Annotated in this window: 17 protein-coding genes; 8 read left to right on the forward strand and 9 right to left on the reverse strand. The window is 49.3% G+C overall.

What is annotated here, in order from left to right; all coding sequences use genetic code 11:
* The first annotated feature begins 151 nt into the window (after window positions 1-151).
* Both G451_RS28425 and G451_RS34080 read left to right on the forward strand, forming a co-directional pair.
* Window positions 152-1105 carry a radical SAM protein gene (locus G451_RS28425; RefSeq protein ID WP_051261303.1) on the forward strand — a complete coding sequence of 318 codons (954 nt, stop codon included), beginning with the start codon at window positions 152-154 and terminating at the stop codon, window positions 1103-1105.
* 208 nt (window positions 1106-1313) lie between these two features.
* Window positions 1314-1607, forward strand: a complete 294-nt coding sequence (locus G451_RS34080) for a hypothetical protein (RefSeq protein ID WP_156921560.1) — start codon at window positions 1314-1316, stop codon at window positions 1605-1607.
* A 648-nt stretch (window positions 1608-2255) separates the two neighbouring features.
* Here the strand turns inward: G451_RS34080 and G451_RS0108570 are convergent.
* Both G451_RS0108570 and G451_RS0108575 read right to left on the reverse strand, forming a co-directional pair.
* Window positions 2256-2768: a general stress protein gene (locus G451_RS0108570; protein WP_027183930.1), complete on the reverse strand. Its 513-nt coding sequence runs from the start codon at window positions 2766-2768 to the stop codon at window positions 2256-2258.
* 33 nt (window positions 2769-2801) lie between these two features.
* On the reverse strand, window positions 2802-2990 hold the full coding sequence (locus G451_RS0108575; protein WP_027183931.1) for a ferredoxin: 189 nt from the start codon (window positions 2988-2990) through the stop codon (window positions 2802-2804).
* A 433-nt stretch (window positions 2991-3423) separates the two neighbouring features.
* Here G451_RS0108575 and G451_RS0108580 point away from each other — a divergent pair, with 433 nt between their 5' ends.
* Window positions 3424-5130 (forward strand): FAD-dependent oxidoreductase, encoded by a 1707-nt coding sequence (locus G451_RS0108580; protein ID WP_027183932.1) that lies wholly within the window; start codon window positions 3424-3426, stop codon window positions 5128-5130.
* Between the two features lie 94 nt (window positions 5131-5224).
* On the opposite strand, the gene G451_RS0108585 is transcribed toward G451_RS0108580, so the two are convergent.
* The 4 genes from G451_RS0108585 to G451_RS0108605 all read right to left on the reverse strand — a co-directional run bounded on the left by G451_RS0108585 (window position 5225) and on the right by G451_RS0108605 (window position 11051).
* The gene (locus G451_RS0108585; RefSeq protein ID WP_034641366.1) at window positions 5225-7381 is read right to left on the reverse strand and encodes a methyl-accepting chemotaxis protein; all 2157 of its coding nucleotides are present in this window, start codon (window positions 7379-7381) and stop codon (window positions 5225-5227) included.
* A 451-nt stretch (window positions 7382-7832) separates the two neighbouring features.
* On the reverse strand, window positions 7833-8036 hold the full coding sequence (locus tag G451_RS34985) for a DUF6485 family protein (RefSeq protein ID WP_027183935.1): 204 nt from the start codon (window positions 8034-8036) through the stop codon (window positions 7833-7835).
* An 18-nt stretch (window positions 8037-8054) separates the two neighbouring features.
* Window positions 8055-9998, reverse strand: coding sequence for a molybdopterin biosynthesis protein (locus tag G451_RS0108600; RefSeq protein WP_027183936.1), 1944 nt, complete (start codon window positions 9996-9998; stop codon window positions 8055-8057).
* Window positions 9999-10136: 138 nt separating this feature from the next.
* The gene (locus tag G451_RS0108605; RefSeq protein WP_156921561.1) at window positions 10137-11051 is read right to left on the reverse strand and encodes a hypothetical protein; all 915 of its coding nucleotides are present in this window, start codon (window positions 11049-11051) and stop codon (window positions 10137-10139) included.
* A 26-nt stretch (window positions 11052-11077) separates the two neighbouring features.
* Between G451_RS0108605 and G451_RS0108615 the strand changes: the two genes are divergently transcribed.
* The 3 genes from G451_RS0108615 (at window position 11078) to G451_RS0108625 (ending at window position 14983) form a co-directional block, all read left to right on the forward strand.
* Complete coding sequence (locus G451_RS0108615) at window positions 11078-11830, forward strand: class I SAM-dependent methyltransferase (RefSeq protein WP_027183938.1); 753 nt, start codon at window positions 11078-11080, stop codon at window positions 11828-11830.
* A gap of 105 nt (window positions 11831-11935) precedes the next feature.
* Window positions 11936-12703, forward strand: a complete 768-nt coding sequence (locus G451_RS0108620; protein WP_027183939.1) for a hypothetical protein — start codon at window positions 11936-11938, stop codon at window positions 12701-12703.
* Window positions 12704-13123: 420 nt separating this feature from the next.
* Window positions 13124-14983, forward strand: a complete 1860-nt coding sequence (locus G451_RS0108625; RefSeq protein ID WP_169727848.1) for an O-antigen ligase family protein — start codon at window positions 13124-13126, stop codon at window positions 14981-14983.
* A 1-nt stretch (window position 14984) separates the two neighbouring features.
* Here G451_RS0108625 and G451_RS0108630 read toward each other — a convergent pair whose 3' ends face one another.
* Window positions 14985-16307 (reverse strand): DUF2254 domain-containing protein, encoded by a 1323-nt coding sequence (locus G451_RS0108630; protein WP_027183941.1) that lies wholly within the window; start codon window positions 16305-16307, stop codon window positions 14985-14987.
* A gap of 201 nt (window positions 16308-16508) precedes the next feature.
* Between G451_RS0108630 and G451_RS33620 the strand changes: the two genes are divergently transcribed.
* Window positions 16509-17768, forward strand: coding sequence for a glycoside hydrolase family protein (locus tag G451_RS33620; RefSeq protein WP_169727849.1), 1260 nt, complete (start codon window positions 16509-16511; stop codon window positions 17766-17768).
* Window positions 17769-19127: 1359 nt separating this feature from the next.
* Here G451_RS33620 and G451_RS0108645 read toward each other — a convergent pair.
* A complete protein-coding gene (locus G451_RS0108645) occupies window positions 19128-20357 on the reverse strand; it encodes an SGNH/GDSL hydrolase family protein (protein ID WP_027183944.1) in 1230 nt (409 codons plus the stop codon).
* Between the two features lie 377 nt (window positions 20358-20734).
* Between G451_RS0108645 and G451_RS0108655 the strand changes: the two genes are divergently transcribed.
* Window positions 20735-21634 carry a PilZ domain-containing protein gene (locus tag G451_RS0108655; protein ID WP_027183946.1) on the forward strand — a complete coding sequence of 300 codons (900 nt, stop codon included), beginning with the start codon at window positions 20735-20737 and terminating at the stop codon, window positions 21632-21634.
* Between the two features lie 86 nt (window positions 21635-21720).
* Here the strand turns inward: G451_RS0108655 and G451_RS0108660 are convergent.
* The coding region (locus G451_RS0108660) for an IS5 family transposase (protein ID WP_027183947.1) at window positions 21721-22021 on the reverse strand (301 nt) is incomplete at its 5' end.

The following is a 22021-nucleotide window of genomic DNA, read 5'->3' on the forward strand; positions in this document are numbered from 1 at the left end:
TCGGTCCAATCATACGTTGAGGAAAAGCCGGGGTTCTCTGCTTCGGCTTTTTCGTCTCCACCCTCCCCCTTCTTGTCCTCTCCTTCTAAACAATATATCTTGAGACCTCTCCCCTCTCCCGACAACCTCACCACTCTGTTATGAGGAGGTCATGTCCAGACAACTTCATATTTCGCAGCTTCGTTCTGGCGGTATCATGACGACAATGGCGTGTTCGTCACGGTGTCGGCATTGTCTATACGCGTGTGGACCTGAATGGCCGCGGGAGTTTATAGCGGAAGACACGCTTCGACATGTGGTTAAGACGTGTCTTCAACTTCGATGCCGTTCGGTACATATCGGTGGAGGAGAGCCATTTCTCAATCCGGAGCACCTTATTATGGTGGCTCGTGTTTGTCGCGAAATGGGGTTGGGGATCGATTATATTGAGACGAATGCGTCGTGGTTTGCGTCAATGGATCAGGCGATACGCTTCCTGACAACGCTTCAACAGGCCGGCGTGGGAACGCTCTTGGTTTCAATAAGCCCGTTTCATAACGAATTTATTCCATTTCACAAAACAAAGGGTGTTCTGGCTGCATGTCGAAAAACCGGAATGGGGATATTCCCCTGGGTGATGGATTTCTATAGCGACCTTGATGCGTTGGAACATGATCGGCCTCATAGGCTTGCAGAGTACGAACACCGGCTTGGCCCCAATTACCTTGCCGGTACATTGAGCCGCTATTGGATTCATTTCGGCGGACGCGCTTTGAATACGTTCAGGTCATATTTGCCGGCCAAGTCTTTTGTTGAAATCCTCACACAATCCGGTCCCTGCTCCGAGTTGGAGCAAACGTCACACTTTCATTTTGATCCATGGGGTGACTACATCCCTGGACTTTGCTCACATTTGCGCATCCCGCGACCAGATTCGGACCGAGCCATTGATGCAAGGCATGCTGAATGGATTGATACGTTATATTCTGTCGGAGTTGTGGGCCTTGTCCAACAACTCCCCGATGATGTCAGGGACTCGTTACAGCAGCGCACGTATCTTTCCAAATGTGATCTCTGCGAGGCCATTTTTTCGTGGAAGTCTCAGGCGTCCAGTGTGTCGCCATAATACGCGATGTCGAAGGCCTTGCGGTGGATGTGGGACTGCCGGTTGGAAGCACCAAAAAGAACTCGCGGTGTTGTCTTCCCAAAGACATCACCGCGAGCCTCACAACACACACACCACTGGAATCACTAACGATACAAAGCAGGCACACACAAATGGATGGCAAGCCATCCCACACACAACGCTACGCCCCAGCCCAACAAACAGGGACATGAGCAATAGTACTTTAGCAACGCCGGACACCACTCCGGCTCTGCTTGCACAACATGATTACACACCGGTAATCTTTTTGCCTCGACAGGCTCCCCGAGCTGACATGCCTGTCTCGGAACGAGGTTGGCTTCGGGCCGGCGGAGCCGAAGCCACACAGCCCACAGACAAAAACCCCCGTTATTGTCTGCTCCATGTCAGGGCCAACCTTATCGCTGTAGTCCCCCAAAACGGTCAGCCCAAACATGGCAACACACCCAACACAACCTCTCCCTTCGGAGAGCAGACTCCATGACAGCACGAAACAGAGTGCGCTTCCCTAAAGGAATTCCTTTCTAGCAAAGGGGCGTTGATTCGTCAATCAGGGAATCGAAAATTTCTTGTTTCTGGAATCAATAACCTGAGATGCAGCGCCACACTCCGAGTGGTATAAAAGGTAGGCCAATGTCTTACCCTCAAAGTTTGCTGAAATATGCTTTCTGTATACTCTATTGTATATGGTAATGCCATCTCTTTTCACCAAAAAGGACTCTTTTGTGGCCTGTTAAGTTGAAAAAAATTTCATGAAAGATGATAATCTCATATAGTAAAAATGAGAAATATTTTGTTTTTTAGGATAAATCTTATTAGAAAATGATAAAAGTGAATTATGGTGGAAATATGTTAGAAGACAAGAGGTCTGTCGTCTGTTTTCTCTTTAGTTGTGATATCGCGAACTCAATCGATATTGGCGCTCATCGACTACATGTAACATCTATGGAACGTGGAGGCATGCAATATGGAGAAAAACTGCTGCTTGATGCGCAGTGTAGTTAGGAAATGGAAGAATAAACGTGAAAAGATGTGTCTTTTAATAGCATGAATCGGAGAGAACAACGCGTTTCGAGATGCGAGTCTGACAAATAGCCATCCTCACATCTCGAAGATATGGTTCTTTGAGCAATTAGGTGTGCGTTTCAAGTTCCTGATTTTCTGTATCGTTTAAAATCTCACGCGCTTTTTTGACTTCGTCAACGTTACCGTGCGCAACAACAATATATTTGCCTGCTTTGATGCTTTCCTGATACTTGAGGACTTTGTTTTTACCTATACCAAGACCCATCAGTGCTCCAAACAGGCCGCCACCGGCTGCGCCCAAGACTGCACCCTCGACGCCGCCAAGCAACACCGCCGCGAGTGATCCGGCGACGAATACGCCCCCTACGCCTGGAACAACGAGAAAGCCGACGCCGACAAGGATACCGAATAGGCTTCCCCAAAAGCCGCCGATACCGGCACCGCTTTTGGCTGGATCTTTCCAGGTGTAGTACCCTTTGATATCTTCAACGTCTTCAAGTTCTCTTCCAACAATGGAAACTTTGTTCATGGAAAATCCCTGTGATGCCAGAGACCTGACTGCTTCGGCAGCCAGGTCGTGGCTGCCGTAGACCCCAACGGTTGCGTTCGCTTGCTCCATTGAGAGCGCTCCTTGGTTTATAAGGATGATAAATTAATCGGCCCAGTGGATACACTCGGTCGGGCATGTGTCGATCGCTTCCTGGATGCACTCCTCAGCGCAATCTTCACTGATGACATGAGCTTTCATTTCGTCGGTGAGTTCAAAGGCTTCGGGGCAGATTTCCACACAACTTTCGCACCCGATGCATTCATCTTCATCGACATAGGCTTTTTTGGCCATGGTGGTCTCCACAAGTACAGGTTGGCGATATCGATGGTAACGATTTCCCTTTCTGATTCTTTCCTCATGGCAGGATCGATCATTCGGGTCAAGATATTGTTCCAGCTTTTCCAAAGACGCTGTTCTCTGAAACTGTTAAGAGGAGTCTTCAACATTGATCATCCTTGGGTTCCGTATTATGAACCCCTATTTCCCTACGGAAAAGAGGAAATAGGATTTCACTCATGAAACCCAACGCGTACGAAACCTGCCGGCTGGAGCGTCATGCGCAAAAACGGCCGGGTTCGATGCTCGCCCGTCTGTTGGCGCTGGCTTACCCGAAGGTATCCAGGATATACGACTTGGCAACGTCAACGTTATAATTCGAGCATGTCGGAATCGGGCAACACCGAACGCAACGACTTCACTCACCATTTATGAAAAGGATCTCACCATGGCCCAACACGTCGTCATTATTGGTGCTGTCGCACTTGGTCCCAAAGCTGCCTGCCGCTTTAAACGACTCGAACCAGATTCCACTGTCACCATGATCGATAAGAGTAATGTCATTTCATATGGCGGTTGCGGCATTCCGTATTACGTCTCCGGTGACATCTCGGAACCCAATGAACTGCGTTCTACGATCTATCATATGGTGCGGGATGAAGGCTTTTTCCGCAATGTGAAAGGGGTAGACGTCATGGCTCGTACCGAAGCGCTGTCCATTGATCGTACTGCCAAGACGGTCCATGTGAAGAATCTCGACACGGGAGATGAACAAGACATCAGCTACGACAAGCTCGTCTTGGCCACAGGAAGTCGCCCTCGTCGTTTACCTCTTCCGGGAGCAGACCACAAAAACGTTCATGTCGTTGCCGATTATAATGATGCGATCGCGATTCGTGAAAAGATCGCGAAAGGCCAAGTTGGTCGTGCGGCTATTATCGGTGCCGGATTCATCGGACTGGAAATGGCAGAAGCCTTTGCAGATATGTGGGGAGTGGAAACGACCGTTGTCGAAGTCTTCGATCAAATACTGCCCAACCTTGTCAGCTCGAATCTGGCGGAAATGGGTATGAAACAGATGCAGGACAATGGGGTTGTCTTTTACCTCGGAGAAAAAGTCTCTGCCATTGAAGAAACTGCCGATGGACTGAACCTCAAGACCGATAAACGTGATATTCCCTGTGATATCGTCATTATGTCCGCCGGGGTTATTCCCAACAGTGAGCTCGCTTCTGGCGCCGGCCTTGAAGTATCCAATCCGGGTGGTGCCATTGTCGTCAACGAATATATGCAGACCACGGATCCGGATATTTACGCCGGTGGTGACAATGTGCTGATGCCGAATCTTGTTTCGGGCAAATCTGGTTTTTACCCCTTAGGGTCGCTGGCCAACAGGCAAGGGCGTGTCATTGGTTCCAATTTGGCCGGGTTGCAACAAACTTTTCCCGGCGCTGTCGGAAGCTTTGCCGTCAAGATGTTTGAGTGCTCCGTGGCAGGGACGGGGTTGTCGGCAGCCGCGGCTGAAAAAGCTGGGTTCGATGTGGATACTGCCTATGTCGTCCAGTTCGACCGGGCGCATTTCTACCCTGAAAAAGAGCTTCTTCACATTGAGCTTGTTTTTGAAAAGAAAACCGGCAGAGTCCTGGGCCTTCAAGCGCTCGGCGGTAAAGGATTGTCTGCTGTCGGACGTGTCGATGCGGTTGCATCGCTTTTGCCGTATAAGCCGACGGTTCATGACATCTCCAATCTCGAACTGGCGTATTCTCCGCCATTTGCGTCGGCCATGGACGTGCTCAACGCCGCCGGTAATGTGGCCGAAAACATTCTGGCTGGCCGTAACAAAGCGATTTCTGGTCAAGAATTCGATGAGCTGTGGGCGCATCGTGACACGAATAATATCTGCTTCCTCGACTGCCGCGAGGTAGAAGACGCGCGTTCCACGGTTGAAGCCGACCCCGAGCACTGGCTCAATATCCCTCACCATCAGATCAAGGCCTGTCTTGACCAAATTCCCAAAGACCGACCCGTCGTTCTCGTGTGCAACACGGGGGTTCGTTCATTTGAAGCGCAGTTGGGCTTAAATGCTGCTGGCTTCAACGATACGGTCAATGTCCAGGGTGGCATGTCCGGCTTGAGAAATCGCGGAAAATTCTAAATTCATACGATATACAGGAATAAAAAGCGCGCCTGGTCAGAGATGTGGCCGGGCGCGCTTTGCGTCTGTCTTGTTGAAAAAACAGGATCAATTGTTATTGAGACAATCGCATCTGTTTCTTTCCGGAAAGAGCCTTTGAGGAGCGAGCACCGTGCTTTGTGCCATCACGCAAATTATCGATAAGATCTTGTAATTCATTGGCTTGAGCGGTCAACTCGCTCACGGCATTCGTTGCATCACCCATAGCATACGATACACGTGAAGAAATTTCGTTGACCTCGGAAATGGAGAGGTTAATGGATTCACTTGCCGATGATTGTTCTTCCGAAGCCGTTGCAATAGCACGAACTTGATCGCTTACCGTGTCGACAAGCTCCATGATTTCATCCAGTGACTGCCCGGAGAATGAAGCCAGTTCGGCCGTGTTGCCGATAAGCTCAACGCTGTGTTCCATATTTTCCATGTTCGTCTTGGCGCTTTCTTGTATAGCAAGAATGGCGTCACCGACTTCTTTGGTCGCAACCATGGTTTTCTCAGCCAGCTTGCGCACTTCGTCGGCCACGACAGCGAACCCTTTACCGGCTTCACCTGCTCTGGCTGCTTCAATGGCTGCGTTGAGTGCCAAAAGGTTGGTCTGATCTGCAATATCACTAATGACAGTAAGAACTTGTCCGATATTTTCAGCTTGATGGCCGAGCCTGTTCATATCGTCTTTGAGATGTGACGACGCGGTTTTCACCTGATCCATTTCAACGAGAACTTCTCCGACTTTGCTGGCTCCTTCCTGAGCTTTGTTCCTGGCAGACTCAGCAGTTTCTGCGGCATGAGCAGCGTTACGCGCCACTTCAAGAATTGTTGTTGTCATGCCATCCATGGACGTCGCTGTTTCGGAGACAAGATTGGCTTGTGTTTGCGCTCCCTGGCTCGATTCTTCAATTTGATCCGATAACCCTCGGGAGGACGCATTAACGATGCCTACAACCTCCTCCAACGTAGCAGCAGCCTGCAGCACATCATTCTTTGCTTTTTCGGCATGAAGACGCGCCTCTTCGGCCTGATGTGAAGCGCGTTCCGCTGTTTCAGCTTTGTGTTCGGCCTCTCGACTCTTTTGTTCGATTTCTGCAATATTGTTGCTCAATACTTCGGCCATATCATTGAGGGAATTGAGTATTTCCCCAATTTCATCATTGCGATTGTGTGTTTCTCGGTAGGTATAATCGCCGTTCGTAATGCGATCCAGAAAGTTTCGTACTGATCCCAATGGCACGAGGATGGTCTTCGTTGTGAAAATCCATATTGCTGCGCCGATAAGAAGAAGACCTACTATCGTAATGATTGTAAGGTTGATGATTGTCTTATGAACCGGAGCCATGATCTCTGCATGGTTAATGATACCAAAGATTTTCCAATGCGTTTTGGGTGAAGTCAAAACGACTCCAATCCATTGATTTCCCTCTTTATCCTGAAAATCCATACTTCCGGAGTCCAGGGCGAAAAGTTCCTTGAACGTTTTCGACTCAACATCGTTGATCGATTGAAAGTTATTTTTCGGATTGTGAGGATCGGCCAGGATAATTCCATCGTCTTGAACCACAACGACATATCCTGTTTGGCCAAGTGTAATGGATTCCGTAAGGTCGGTAAGATTCTTCAGAGACATATCCACAGCAATGACGCCAATGGTCTCGCCATTACGCATGACCGGTCGCATTATCGACATGACAGCTTCTCGGGTCGTGGACATATACGCTCGTGATAACGAAGCACTATGAGGTGAGGCGAGGGCATCGGTGTACCAGGGGCGCTTACGGGGATCATATCCCGCCGGTATGGTTCCCTCTTGTCGTGCAGTAACAAATGTTCCTTTACGAGATCCGCAATATACGGAAACAAAGTGTGGATGAGATTGCCGCATTGCCGTGAAGAGGTGAAGCATCTGTTGGCCTGCGTCGTCGTTTTCAACCAGTTTTGATGGAAGTGCATCTTTTGTGTTCACAAAACTTGTCTGAATTGCATCTATATTTTGTGAGAACGGATGATTTGCCAACATATTCACACTCATAATGCTCTCTTCAATAAAAAGAGTGATCGCATTGTTGGCCAAAGAAATTTCATGATCGGTTGATATCTTTGCCGTTGTGAGCGCTTGATTGCTAAAATTCATCGCTACAAGGCTAAAAATAGCTATCAATATAATAAAAACAGTGGAGAGAAGACCAACCATCAATTTCGTTTTAATCGAATTCTTCATGCTCGTTCTCATTGGTTAGGATATGGAGGGAGGGGGGCACGACATAAATAGGAATTTATCCTGGAAGAGTCTGGAAGTTCTTGTACACATAGATGCGAGCATCATCTGTACTAATTGATTAATTCATGTGTATGTTATGCACATTATTCTTTTTCATCAACTCGAATTGTGCATTATGAAAGAATAAAGTGATGAGCGTGATTGCAAACGTGACGCTATTGTAGGGAGGGAACATGAATCTCAAATAAAAAAGGCTCCTTCCTATGAAAAAGAAGAAGCTTTTTAAAATATAGACCTCACCCAGCCTGTTCTTTCGATGTGCACTCGTTTCCAGTGCGAGAAAGCGCAGTATCATTGGTGGATCGAGTAGAAGAGAATATGGAGGCAAGCTGCCAAGAGGTTTTTTACTCGCCGAATATCCTCGTTTTAAAAAATCGTTTTTTCATCTGGGCTAGACCTTGCCTTCATTAACAAGTCGCGCAAAGTGTTCGAAAGAACGATCGTATGTCTTTTCAGCATCTTTGGAGAAACAGCAACCAGGTAATTGTCGGCTTCGCAAATGGTATTGGATACACTGGCAACAGAGACCGGTCTTATTGCAGGCATCGTACGTACATGTACACATCTCAATGTTTTTTTCTCTCTGACATTCCATACGCTTCTCCCATAGAGATCAATCTTGTGGACCAAGCCCCATGCCCGGGGCCATTTCTTTACCGGTGAGATCTGTTTCGTAGCCACCCATATTTTCTATTTCAGTTTGAAACTCGGCCGAGCGCAAGACCTCAAGTACAGCCTTGATCCTGATGTCGTTCAGGGCGTTTTTGGGAATGATAAGGTCATATCGTTCTCTGGCTACTGGGATGAAATCGAGGTTCAAGGCACGAGCAGCAGCTAAAACCCCCATACCACAATCAACCGCGTTGGTTTGCACATTGACGGCAACGGCCATGTGGGTGAATTCTTCGTTCGTATAGCCCTCAATGGTCAATGGGTCGATATTATGTTTGCTGAGCTGATGATCAAGCAAAATGCGTGTCCCTGCTCCGCGTTGTCGATTGATGAATGTTACGCCGGGTTTGGCAAGATCTTTGATTGATCGGATGTCTTTGGGGTTTCCTTTCGCAACGATGAGCCCTTGTTGACGAATGGCAAGGTTGATGACGGTAAGCTCCATGTCTTTGACGTACCGATTCAGGAACGGAAAGTTAAAATCCGTTGTTTCAGGGTCGAAGAGATGGCAGCCCGCCATAAGCGCGGCCTGGTTCTTAAGTGCGGTAATCCCTCCCATGCTTCCGACATGGCTGGAAGCGAGTCGAATGGGCGGATCGAGCTGCATGAGTGCATCGGCCAGGACATCAAGCGTATTATCATGACTGCCAACGACGACGAGCGTTCGCTCCAACTCGTTTTGGTCGACAAGCATGGTCGCTTTGACTGTGCTCCCCATTTGCAAGCCTTCACAATCAGACGGAATACGAGCCACAGCCTGAGCTTTGGTTAACGTCGTTACCATTCCGGCCCCGCGGGACAAAGGCAACGCTGACCACATGTTGCCGACTCGTCCGACAGCCAGCCGCAGAAATTCTTCTTGCCCAAGTCGTGAAGGCATTGCCCGCGCCAGGCGAACATCAAATTGCGGCCGAATGGAAAGGCTGGATTGTGTTAACCAGGCTGCAAGCGGTGCCAATAATTCTTCAAAACAGACGACAGAACTGACAGGATAACCGGGGGCACCGACAACAAGTTTCCCTCGGCAAACAGCGAGCATGGACGGTTTACCCGGCATAGCCGCGACACCATGCACAAAAACCGTACCGAACTTTTCGATAACAGATCTGGTGAAGTCTTTACTTCCCGCTGATGAACCCGCAACAAACACAACAACATGCGCCGTGGACTCGAGTGCATCTTCCAAGGCTCGTGACAACGATGCCGGATCGTCAGGAACGGGAGGAAAGCGTCGTGCATCCAGACCAAAAGAATTGGCTAAAGCACGCAGCATGATGGAGTTACTTTCCACAACCTGTCCAGGGCCGGGCTCTGGCCGCGTCGTGTAGTCCAACACTTCATCACCCGTTGGAATAATGCTGACACGTAACGTTTCATAAACTTGAACTTCCCATATGCCACACGACAAGAGTGCGCCGAGATCATAGGGAGAAAGTCGCCGACCACGAGGTAGGATCATTTCCGTCGCCACAATGTCTTCACCGATACGGCGAACATGTTGCCATGGAGCCGTCGGTGTTTCGACAAGGCACGCCCCGGATTCGTCTTTCACGACGTTTTCAATCATGATAACGGCATTGGCAAATTCCGGTAGTGGATGACCGGTGTTGACATACGTAAAGTCAATTTCCGGTAGAAGCCGTACGGGTTGGCCCTCGCGAGCGTGAAATGTTTTTTCCGCATTGACGGCAATGCCATCCATGGCTGCACTATGGAACGTGGGAGAGGAGTATCGGGCAATCACGGGAGTCGCCGTGATCCGGCCAAGCGCTTCGTCTACGGGAACTGTTTCCACTCCAACAAGCTCGTCGCGGTTAAGCTGGCCTTTTAAGAGTTCCACGGCGTCATTGAGGGGAATGGTTTTCAGGTAGATATTTCGCTTCATGGCGGCGTTCCTTACTGTGCAGCATTTACGCGGCGAGATTGTGTTCCAGGTTAATTAAAATATAAAAAGCAAACCCGCGACAGATAATGAGGTGGGAAGGGAGATAAAGTCAATGCCTTCAAGATGTTTCTCTCAAGATCAAAAACGGTATTCCAACAATACTGAGAACTCCTGATCTTGCGCGATAACACTCTGTAAATGGAGTGCAAAGGTCTCAAAAGGAGACACAATGACCCGAACACATGGTCGAACTGGCACACGATTGTGGTAGTGAAAGACAGAGTCTTTTGCATTCAGCAATGTCGCGGCCAAAATATCGGTCGCTCCACCTGTGCGCGGCGTCATGGTATACGAAAGCGTTTTCCGGAGTTCAAAGTCCGTCCATTGAATACCTAACGCGATGGACCACATCCGTTCGCGCCAGCCGGCGAGCGCACGTATTTGGTGTGAGCGATGCCAGAACGTTGCGGTGCGTTCAGCTCCTGTCTGTGATGGTGAGGACAGATTGGTCACGTACTCATGTAATTCGCGAGACCATCCGATAAGGAACCCATAACGGAGTTCAATGAATGGCCCGGTTGATCCTGTGCGGACTTCGGTTGTCAGTCCGCCGCCGATAAGTGGGCCGATTGAGGTATCCCAGCTTTCCGAGAATCCAATTGTCTGATTTGATGCGAGAAATCGACCTTGAGATGCGCCAATTTCGAGATGAGGAGTCAAGCGAAATCGGAGAGAGTGAATGAGATCGTATCCTATTGTCATAGTGAATCGATTCTCTTCCCAGTCTCGTTCCCATTCGCCGTCGTCCGGACCGGTCAAAATTTGAAGCGGCGATGAGGTCAAGGTTTCATGCATATCGTGGTAGTGAATGCGACTATATCCCATGGAAATATGAAATCGAGACTCCTGGGATGCCTGCGCTACGGAGCGTTGCGGGACAAGAATCAACCAGGCAGTATTTAAAAGGAGAACAATTGTTAAAACAGTATGTTGCATTTGAGTTTGAGCATTGTCTTGTCGGTCAATGCGCTTGATGATATGTTTAGTGTTCATGGAAAACCAAACGTAATGGAAATACTGTGAGCGACCGTTTCGACAAACACGATTTACGCGCCTTCGAGCGATTCGCTGCCTCGCCTGCTGGCCGCTTCGCTTTAGAGACTGAAGCCCGATTACTTGGACGGCTTGTTTCTTCTTGGCCACGCCGAGGTCGGGGGATACTCGATATCGGCTGTGGTGCAGGTTCGTTCCTTGAGGTTTTTCACCAACTCGGTTTTGATGTCACGGGAATTGACGCCTCTCCCGTCATGGTTGAGGCTGCCAGAGCACGACTTGGTAAAAATTCCGATATTCATCTTGGTCTGGCCGAGCACTTACCATTTTATGACAATGAATTCGATTTTTCCTGCCTTATCACGGTTCTTGAATTCGTGCATTCACCAGAGAATGTGCTTCGTGAAGCCATGCGTGTTTCGCGCAAGGGGGTGCTTGTCGCCTGCATGAATCGGCTTTCTCTCTATCACATCACCAATGGCCCAATGCCGTGGAATTCGCAGACCTCACGCCGTACGCAGGGGCATTGGTTTTTTCCTTGGGAAATCCGTTCTCTTATCCGGCGGGTGGCTGGACCGAATAAGGCCTTACGATCGGGCAGTGTGCTCCTTGGTTCCCCGAGTACATGGAAAGCTGGACGCATTCTCAATGCCATCAATGCTTGGACATTACCTCTTCCTATTGGCAGTTTCTATGCCGTAACCGTAAATTTGTTCGGCGACCCGCTCACCACCCCACTCTATTCCTGGAAAACAGAACCCGGTCTCCCCGTGGGCTAAGCCGTTCGGAATCGCTTGCCAATTCTGACTCCTCGTCCTAATCCTTAGGCCGAGGCAACGTTCGGTTGTACCCGCAACGCCTGTCCAAGCAAGGAGACATCGGGCATGGAATTCACTGAAAATTTAGCCAACGAAGCACTGACCGAAATGGCTGAAACGTTCTTCGAACGCCGGCGCGAAATCGATTTACATAGAAAGGTGTTGATGAAAAAAGCCGATACACTTCGGCTCAAAGCCGTCCATATTGATGCAAAATGGCGTACATTGTCCCGATTATTACTTCATGATACTGCCGCTATCGAGGCGCTCTCTTCGGCTATACATTTCGATTCACGGGAGTTGCATGTTATTCCCGTTGACGAAAACCATATTTTTCATTTTGCACCGCCTTGGTCCATGTCCAAACGCGGCCGGTACATCAAATCTGTGGAACACGTTTACGATGCACTTCGTGAAGATATTCGTGATTACAATGACGGTACAGCGCATCATGATGAACATGACAAAAGGCGCATTGTCGTCCCCCCACATTATGCAGCGCTTTGCCGCATGGTTGATGAAATCAACAACACCATCGATGATGCCAATACAAACCAACCAACGTCATGTGTCCTTGGATTCGCTCGTGGGCTTAATGTCATGGAAATGGAGCGACGGAGCGTCACCGGTGCAATCTTTGAAAATGCTTCCGATTGCATTGATCAAAGCATGGCAGTCCCGCGGTTTGAGCTGAGCGAGCTGAGACTCCCTGCTATCCCAACACCTCCACCGTGGAGGGATATTAAACACACGATCGAACCGATCCTGGCCAGATTGTATGATCACAACCCAGACAAGATACTGTCCGAAATCGAAGCATTGACCGCGCAATAACGGTGTAGGAAAGAGAACTTTCATCGATTGTACCCTCTTGGGTAGAGTACGTTGCTCACTCTGGGGAAGAAAGAAGACGGACTCTGATCATCCAGAGCGAGAAACTCTTCTGTACGTCTGGTGAGCATTAAAAATGCGCTGCCATCTTCGACATAAGCAGTGCATTGTTTGTTGAAAGGCACGAAAAAAGGTCGATATACGGCGTTCATTCCGACCGTACCCTTCGCAAAAGGCTCGTGTCTTCCCTGCTCTGAACTTTTTTGCCATTTCTCCGGAATAAAGTACTACATCAAAATGGAGTTATTAAAACTATTTACGTCGCTCTCAAGAACGCGTAGACACTTCTTTATTACCCTATAATCAAAGCTGATGTCTTCTTTCTATAATACGTGCTTATTTGTAGCTTCTCGCCTCAGTGTCATGCTGTTTCACCTTGGGCCGCGGTGTGTTTTTGCGGTGCTTGGGGGAATAATCGTTGCGATGTCGTACCGGCTTGATCCAGGATTCTTTCAACATTGGCCGATTCTGACTGTTGGAAGTGGAGCTGTTGTCGGAACGGTCATCGCGCCCCGTCGTGCTGTATTGGGATTTCTAATACTCCTTCTCCCGCTGGTTGGGCTGGAAACGCTTCGGGTACTTCCTGTCGGATTTGCCGAAGTTGCGTTTGTTGCCATTTTCTTTGGCTGGTTTCTTCGTCGAGGTTTGTGGCGGCATGCGCCACTTTCTACCCCGGTGTTATGGACCACGGTGCTTTCCTGGGGGGGAGTCGGGGCTGTTTATCATATTGCGCGAAACATTCCATGGCAGCATGTTCTGTATCGCATTCATTTCGTTCCTATTTTTGGCCAATTAGATCCACTGTACAGGTTTTTGGCCGCGTTTTTCTTTCTTGTTGGCCCCATGCTGTACATTATGCTGTTTGATCTTAAACCGGTTTCCGAACCAGTCGTGCCGCGCTTTGTGTTATGGGTGTTGGCTTTGGCGGTCATTATCGGGCCAACATTGCAGCTTATTTGGGGCACGCCTGAACCAATCCCCGGTCCTTTTTTACCCTTTCGCGACGTCCATTCCCTGGCGCAAGCGGTGCTCGCCCTGTTGTTTGTTTTTGCTTTGCATACCAGTGCTTCCCGTCGGTGTGTTTCGTGGAGTGTCAGTGCCGTGCTTGCATTGGTTCTTCTTGTCTCACAATCGCGGGGAGCATGGTTGGCAGCACTTTTTCCAGCTTGCTTGCTTGGAGGACGGACGTCTCGGTTGCGTCGGCGAGTTTTCTATCCTGCCGGCGCTGTCCTTGGTATCATCGTTTGTGTCTTCATCTTCTCCACGTTTGGAAACACCGTTCCTGTTGTTGCTGAATTACGTTCTCGTATTCGGGAGGCCGTTGTCATGACTGGCCTGGTGGCTCCGACAGAAGAAGACCGCGTCCCCGGTCAAAGCATGGCGGAGCGATTCACGCTCTGGGGAACGGCTTGTCGCAATATCGCCGAATATCCCGTATGCGGGATTGGTGCCGGGGCATTTTATGGCAAGTCTGTCGATAGCGTTGCTGTGAATAGTCGGCATGAAAATGTGCATAACTACGCTCTTCAGCTTGCCGTCGAGCAGGGAATACCGGTCGCACTGATTTTTTTTGTGACCTGCTTCTGTATTATTCGAACAGGCCTGCGTACTGGTCACGAGTTCGAATATGGGGCGGCCGTAGGTATGGCCGCTGTCCTTCTCATGAGTCTTGTAACGCATTCATTAATACTGGCATCGAACGCACTGATTTTTTGGACTGTGGCGGCAACGGCCTCATCCGAAAGTCCTGTTGCCAGCCCGAAAACCATCCGTGCCGTTGTTGTGGCAACTTTAGGTCTTGTGGTTTTGGCGATCGTCTTTGTTTCTCCTCCTCCTGCCTTTCGTGGCGTCTACCTCCCGCCATCATCAACATCTCCTCCAGTATATTGGACCATGGACAATGCAAGTATGCGTCTTAAACGCACAGGTAATGCGATCGTATTTTTTGCCAAAGCGCCTGTGACATATGCGCCAAATCAGACGGTTACGGTGACGTTTTCTGCTGACCGAACATTTCGTACCATGATTCTGACCGATGAAAACTTTCATCGGGTATGCCTTCCGCTGTCACCATCCAACACGCCGGCTGTGACCCTGAACATCACGACGGATTGGGCCTTTATTCCGTCCTCAGTCGTGCATTCTCAAGATGATCGTCGCCTTGGTGTTTCTTTGACCTCGCCGACCGTTGTTTCGGATTGTTCCGCTCCGAATTCGATGTGAATCAAAAACGATTGAGGCTTGTAACAGCCCATTGTTTTCGTTCCTGGATATCTTCTAGATCGTGGGGCTCAATGATGTGCTGTTGGGCCATACGTTCCACCATGACCACATGTTTTTTTACCGCGAGTGCATCTTCGGGACGCCGAAGATGATTGGCAATCGTACGGAGAGCTTCAAGCAATCGCACATAGACCGCCACATTTTGTGCGGCATTTTGTCGAATGGAGTTGAAGGCTGCGTCTAAAAAACCTTCGAAGCGAGAGGCCGACCAGACGAGTCGAATGTTGCCGTCGCTGTCGCGTCGCTCGTTTTCCGGAAATTGGCGTGTTGCCAGAAGGCTCAAGTCTCCACCAAGGCGATCGATGCAGGACAGACCTGTAAAGAGATCATTGATGCCGGGTGAAAAGGCGCGCAAGGCGATTTCAACGAGCTGATCGATACAATACTCCATATCCTGCGTGGGGGTTCGTTCATAGCCGACAATCACAGCTCTATCGATTCCGGCTTCAATATCTTTGGCATTGGCCATGGCAGTTTGTGGTGGCCAGGCAAATGCGATCGTGCTGCCTCCCACAATGTAGCTGCCCGGTTTATCCACGAAGGAGAGAACGATATCCTGTTCCGTCGCAAGCCAAAGCAAAGATTCGATATCCATCCCTTGAAGGTAGCCCGTTTTCTGTGTCGATAATGCAATGGCGTCTCGCTCAAAATGCTCTGGGAGGTCGTCCGAAACCGATCGCCCGGGTTGCCCTCGTGGAGCTTCTTCCGGAAACATTGAGGAAATGGTGTGCTTCAGGTTGTCATCTACTTGGGCAATGACGACATCCACTTTGATCATGGAGGCGATGTGGTGAATAAAATAAATTAAAATGAAGAAGCTCATGATGGCAAAGATAATTGCCAGGGCAATCGATACATTCGGGATGAAGTCCTCTCGAATGGTCTGCAAAATAATGAGGCAGTACGAGGCTGTAGCGAGGTAATATCCAAGAACGAACTGATTGACAGTATCCCGCATGAATGTGTTGAGCAATCGAGGCCCAAATTGGGATGTCGTCAGAGTCAGGCCCACCACGGTAATGGAAAACGTCACCCCGGCAATGGTGATAAGAGAACCGGCAATGGTGCTTAATATGGTTTGGGCACTATTGGCCTCGGCGGTCGAAAGGAAACGGAGATCGCGTAATATATTGTCCCCAATAAAACGGTCAATTTCTGGAAAGACAATGGAGGCGACCAGCGCAGCCATCACCGTGAGGATGGGCACAAACCAAAAGTTTGTGCGAAGCGCCAACCAGGCATTTGCCAGCCGGACGGATTGCATAACGTGCCTCCTGTGTCTGGGCGAAAGTTTGCATGATGATTCTCGAAACTCCTTATATATCAAGGCAACACGACGCTTTTAATGAGCATGGCAAAACACGATGGGTAACCAGGAATAGTGAAATCCCCTCGCCATGGTCGTGATTCTATGGTAGACAGGATAGTACAGTATATCATGCGCGCAGCAAACAAGGAGAGCGAGATGGAAGTCAGTATGAAAGGAACACGCTTGGTGAGGAGCTTTTTTTTTCTTGCACTGTTCGCCGCAACGATGCTCCCCACAGCCGTGCTGGGACAAACTACGACCTGGACAACGAACGGTTATAAGGTCCTGAAAAATGGGACGCCATTTTTTATGAAAGGGGTCGATTATGCACCCGTGCCGATCGGTGCCGTACCCGACAACTCTCCGTACGGAGATTATTTTACTCCGAATCAGGCTGCATTCTTCAATCGTGACATCCCGGCTATGCGGGATATGGGGGTCAACTGCATTCGGTTGTATGCCGGTTCACCGGCCAATAGTGCCAATTATGGCGATTTCCTTAATGCCCTCTATAATGGAGGTGACAGGCCGATTTATGTCATCATGACGTCGTTTATCAATGCCGGCGATATGTTAAACGCTTCCGCCGTTGCCGGCTATGTGAACGACTACACGACAATGGCGCAGAACTTGAAAAATTATCCAGCGGTCATGGGATTTTCCATTGGAAATGAGCTCAATTCCGGTGGTTCGATCGATTCTCCCGATTTTTGGGCTAATATGGATAAAATCGCTGCCGCCGTGCGAACCAATGCTCCGGACAAACTGACCATCGTTGCCATGGTCGATGACGGAAACGATACCTTGAAAGCCGGGATCGGCAAGATTCCCCACATCATGTGTTGGGGACTCAATGTGTATCGTGGACCGGATTGGGGTGGAACCGGAAACAACATATTTACTCAGTATGGCCAACTGACAGCTTCGGACGTCAAACCGCTGATCATCACAGAATATGGTACTCCCGCCTCCACGCGGCAAAATCCCGGGGGCGAATCCACCGATATTATTTTATTGCCCAATAATGCTCAGGCGCAAGGTGATTTCCTCGTGACGCAATGGCAGGGCATGGCCGCCAATGCCGACTCGTCGACACAAGTCTCCTGCGGCGGTATGATTTTCGATTGGGTGGATGAATGGTGGAAGGCTGGCAATCCTTCTTTACATGATCCCGGCCCGAACAATGCCTATCAAGGTGGTGCTTTTGCTGGCGGCTATTGGGATGAAGAATGGTTTGGCATCAATGGTGTCACAACCGGCAGCCCGGGAACGCTTGAACCGCGGGCTGCCATCACGTCCCTCAAGACGGAATGGAGCAAAACGAGTCATGATGGAAGTGAAATCTATGGTAACACCACCGCCGCTATCGCGGGGTCCGTATCTGCTATCAATTCTGTTGTGATCGAAGAGGAGTAAGTGATGCTCGAGCAGCCAGCATGGCGCTGGAAAATGCTCCGGTTCGATATATGGCGCAACGCATGTCGTGAATAACGCTAAACGTTGCTTGGTTTCACGAGGAGCCGGCCCCGAAACAATGTTGATTTCGTCAGGTCGGTTCCGAAACCAGGCACTTTTGATATAGGCGGCAAGCCGTTTTGCTATGACAGTATTGCCTTCAACCGTTGGGTGAATGTCCTGGGGGTAGAAGAGCTGAAGATGGTATCGTTGGGCTTGCTCGAAATCGGGTTTCAGGTTGATGACCGGCACGTTTGGCGCAACGCGAGAAAACGTTTTCCAAATAAGATACAGCGGCAGTTCCGGATCAAGTGCGGAGTCTCCAAGCGTCTTTGCCGCTTTGGCGACAAGCTGTGACGACAACATGAGTCGCGAAGGGGCTAACACGACAACGATCTTTTTCGTTTTGGCAAGTTGATTCAGATGACGGGCAAAGATGACGAGTTCAGCAAAGGCCAGACCAAGTTCGCTTTGATGTTGCGGACTCATGGCAAGTGCTTCGTTAGCTAAGACCGAGTTGAACACTGCATCAGGTTTCGATGCTGCCAGGCGATTGTAGCCAATGCGCGAAACGCCGGGAAGGAACTTCCCCTGTGTCAGCTCATCGTAATAGTATTCAATAAAATCAAACATACGTACGGGATAGCGTGATACAACTCCTTCTACCCGTTTGATATTGGTTTTGATGTTGGCCGGCAGATTGCGCATGGCAAAATTGAGCGGAGCGTTTTGGGGAATCATATCTGAAACTGGGTCGATCGTATCGTTGCCCGTATAAATAGAGAATATCGCCCCATCCCATTCTAACTCATTGGTCCAATGCTCCTGGCTTTTGTCATATTGGGCAAAGGACACCATGGGTTCCCCAAGGTTGACTATACGAACGGACTGTGTGTTCGGTCTAGAATGTTCGTGGTTGAGCAAGTCTTGTGTTTGTGCAGCCGGTGTCAGCTGTGACGTCGTGATGCCAAATGCAAACGAATCGCCAAAATACAAGATTCTTTTCTCGCCGTTTGGACGTTTCAACGGAATGTTTTGCTCATTATAATTGAGTGTATCCAAGCAGGCCATACCGTTTCGAGATTTGTCGTCCACCCGTAAGAAAGCCGCTTCATAGATGCGAAAAAGCCCATCGCAAACGGCCAGGCAGACAACAAACGACACAAGCATAATACACGCACCCGAAAGTGCGGAGTAGAGTTTATTCATACGTGCAATTGGGGTCGGAGTTGGAAAGATACTACGTCTCTCGGGCGCAGCAGACGAATACTCTCAATGCTAAGAGTTTGATAGGTCTTTCCTACTTGGGACTGTGTTTGGTTACATGGAAACGTCAGATTGTGAGGAGGGGGAGATGAGGGGGGCGATGACGGTTTGGAAAACGGCCAAACGTTGCGGGGTCTCTGCTGGGGCGGGACCGGTTTGAACAGGTGCCAGTGGCGTGTGCAGCCAAGCGTTTGCAATATAATCAGCAAGGCGATGCGCAATGACGGTATTCCCTTCAATAGTAGGGTGAATATCCTTGGGATAAAAAAGAGATGCCCCTGCGTGTTGCGCTTGTTCGAAGTCCGGTTTGAGATTGAGCACCGGAATATGTGGAACCACGACAGCAAAAGTTTTCCAGATAAGATACAGCGGCAGTTCCGGGTCCAAGTCGGAAATACCGGCCTGGGTTGCGGCTTGCGCAGCAAGAGTCGGAGAAAGCATGAGTCTCGACGGCGCGAGAAGAACAACAACATCCTTGGTTTTGCCTAGCGTCCCAACATCCTGAGCAAAATGAATGAGATCGACAAACGAGGGAATGAGTTGGGGTTGATACGCAGGACTCATTGCCCGCGCTTCGTCGGCGAGAATAGCATTGAAAAGTGGATCAGGTTTTTCGGAAGCAAGTAAATTGTATCCTGCAGGTCGGTTGCCGAGAAGCACATTGCCTTCCTTTGCTCTGGTGTACAGAAAACGCACAAAATCAAACATACGGAAAGGAAAATATGCCTCGACGCCTTGCAGGCGTTTGGCGCCGGTCTTGATGTTGGCGGGTTGGTCTCGCATGAAAAAATTGCGGGGGGCGTTGTCCGGAATGATGCCTGAAACCGGGTCAAGGGTGTCATTGCCTGTATAAATGGAGAAGACGGCCCCGTCCCATTCAAGTTTGCTCGTCCAATGTTTGAGGCTTTCATCATATTGCGCAAACGATACCGTGGGCTCACCCAGGTTAATGATCTGGGCAGCCGTGGTATCAGCAGTTTTTGATACGTTTTGAAGCAGGGATTGCGTTTGTCCCGCCGGGGTGAAAGGCGGCGTGGTAATACCGAATGCAAAAGAATCGCCGAAGTAGAGGATGCGCAACTGATCGGCGGGCCGCACAACGGAAACATTGTCTTCGTTATAATTGAGGTCGTCCAAGCGCGCGAAACCAGCTTGAGGCTCTTCTTTCGGTTTAATGTACCATGTTTCATAAACACGGAACAATCCATCGAACACGACCAGAGAAATCAATAAGGAAGCAATAACAGTAAGGCCGGCAAAAAAAGCGGATGAAAATTTTCCCATGACGTAAGTATACGGACCAGCATGTCACAACGCAATCAATGAAAAGATGCCATATCAATTTTTTTTCTTAAGAATCTGAAACGGCGCCTTCTCTCGTCATAAGCCATCTTCTGCATTATTATACATGAAGTGGCCTCTTCGGAACGTATACATTCGGTATTCGAAACGAATGCGAGCGCGCATTCCAAAGCGGAAAAAAATGAACGGTTTTCAAAATTGGTTCGTTTATTGCTTTGATGCATGCAGACGCACTCCATGGTGATGGCCTCATCTCGAGTGGATACATTGCGCAGTGCCTTGAGTGCTCTGTGAAGAAACTGCGCGCCGCTTCCAAACCCGTGGCAGCGGCAAACACGGCGAAGGAAAGGAGTTGCTGTATGTTCAAGCGGGTGTACCAAGTGGTTTTTGGACACGGTGCGAAACACGAAATGGCGACGTCTCATATCCGCACCACATTTCAAGAAGCATTGCGTCAAGGTGTGACGTTCGATGTGCGTCTCAAGAGCGTTGGCGGTGATCTTCAAAAAATGGATTGCACTCTTTGTGCTGTGGAGAATGATGCGTTCGTCCTTGCACCGCAAGGTACCTTTTCCGATCCGTGGCATGCCGTGACACCGGAAAAAACACTGCTTGATTGTTATTTTTCGTTAGGCAAAGCGGAGAACCGTAAGCTGTATGGTTGTGCTTGCACCGCTTTAGAACCCATCTCCGCGGACAGGCTACTTCTCGGATTTCCGGATCGGCTTGAGCAGGGGGAGCGGCGTATCAATGTGCGTATAACACCACAATATGAGCATATGCCCGGCGTATGTATTTGGGGCGTGAAGGATATCGCTACGCTTCACGGGAAAGCTATGGAACGTATTCCGGTGCTTTTGACAGATCCCGGAACGCCTGAATCCAAGACACTTCTCTGCAATTTGTCCTCGGGAGGGGTTCGGCTCAGATTGCCAGCACAACTCCTTGATGAACAGAGAACATGGTTGCGCCCAGGGCAAGAGGTTCTTATTCAGCTCGACTTTGGTGATTTGGCTCAATCGCCGTTTTTCATGTCGGCTCGGGTGAACAACGAATTCCGCTCCTCAAGCGGGAGTTGTGAACTTGGGCTTCAGTTCACCGGATATTCTCCACATCATTCGCGTGCACAGTGGGAACCCGTCGATCTGTTCGGAGTGGACGATTTGGCGAAACTTATTCAAGGTTTATTGACCGAATATTCAATGGAAAATCGTATCGCCAGCGGAGGGGATATCAGACCTGTCTCGGTCGTATTGTAAACGCGGTGTGTATAAAAAATCGGCAAATGCACAGCGCCGTTTATCATAGCGTACATGTTTTGGGAGTGACTCTCTAGGCAGTGTCGTCACGAGATTGTTAGCCACCAAAAGAGACAGCGAATCTGAACAGCCGCGAGAAATGAAGTTGTCATTTTTGCGTAACGTGTAGCTATCCCTCTCCATTGCTTGATGTATAAAAATGCGTTTTCAACAAGATGACGTAACTTATAAATATACTTATCATACTTTCGCTGTTCTTTACGGTTTCTCCTCGGAGGAATAACAGGTGTCATATTTCTTCTTAATGCTTCATCAACAATTTTTTGCGTGTCGTATCCCTTGTCCGCAATAAGAAATAAAGCGTTTATTCCTTGAATGAGCGAGAGA

Source organism: Desulfovibrio inopinatus DSM 10711, from assembly GCF_000429305.1.
Taxonomy (GTDB): Bacteria; Desulfobacterota; Desulfovibrionia; order Desulfovibrionales; family Desulfovibrionaceae; genus Alteridesulfovibrio; species Alteridesulfovibrio inopinatus.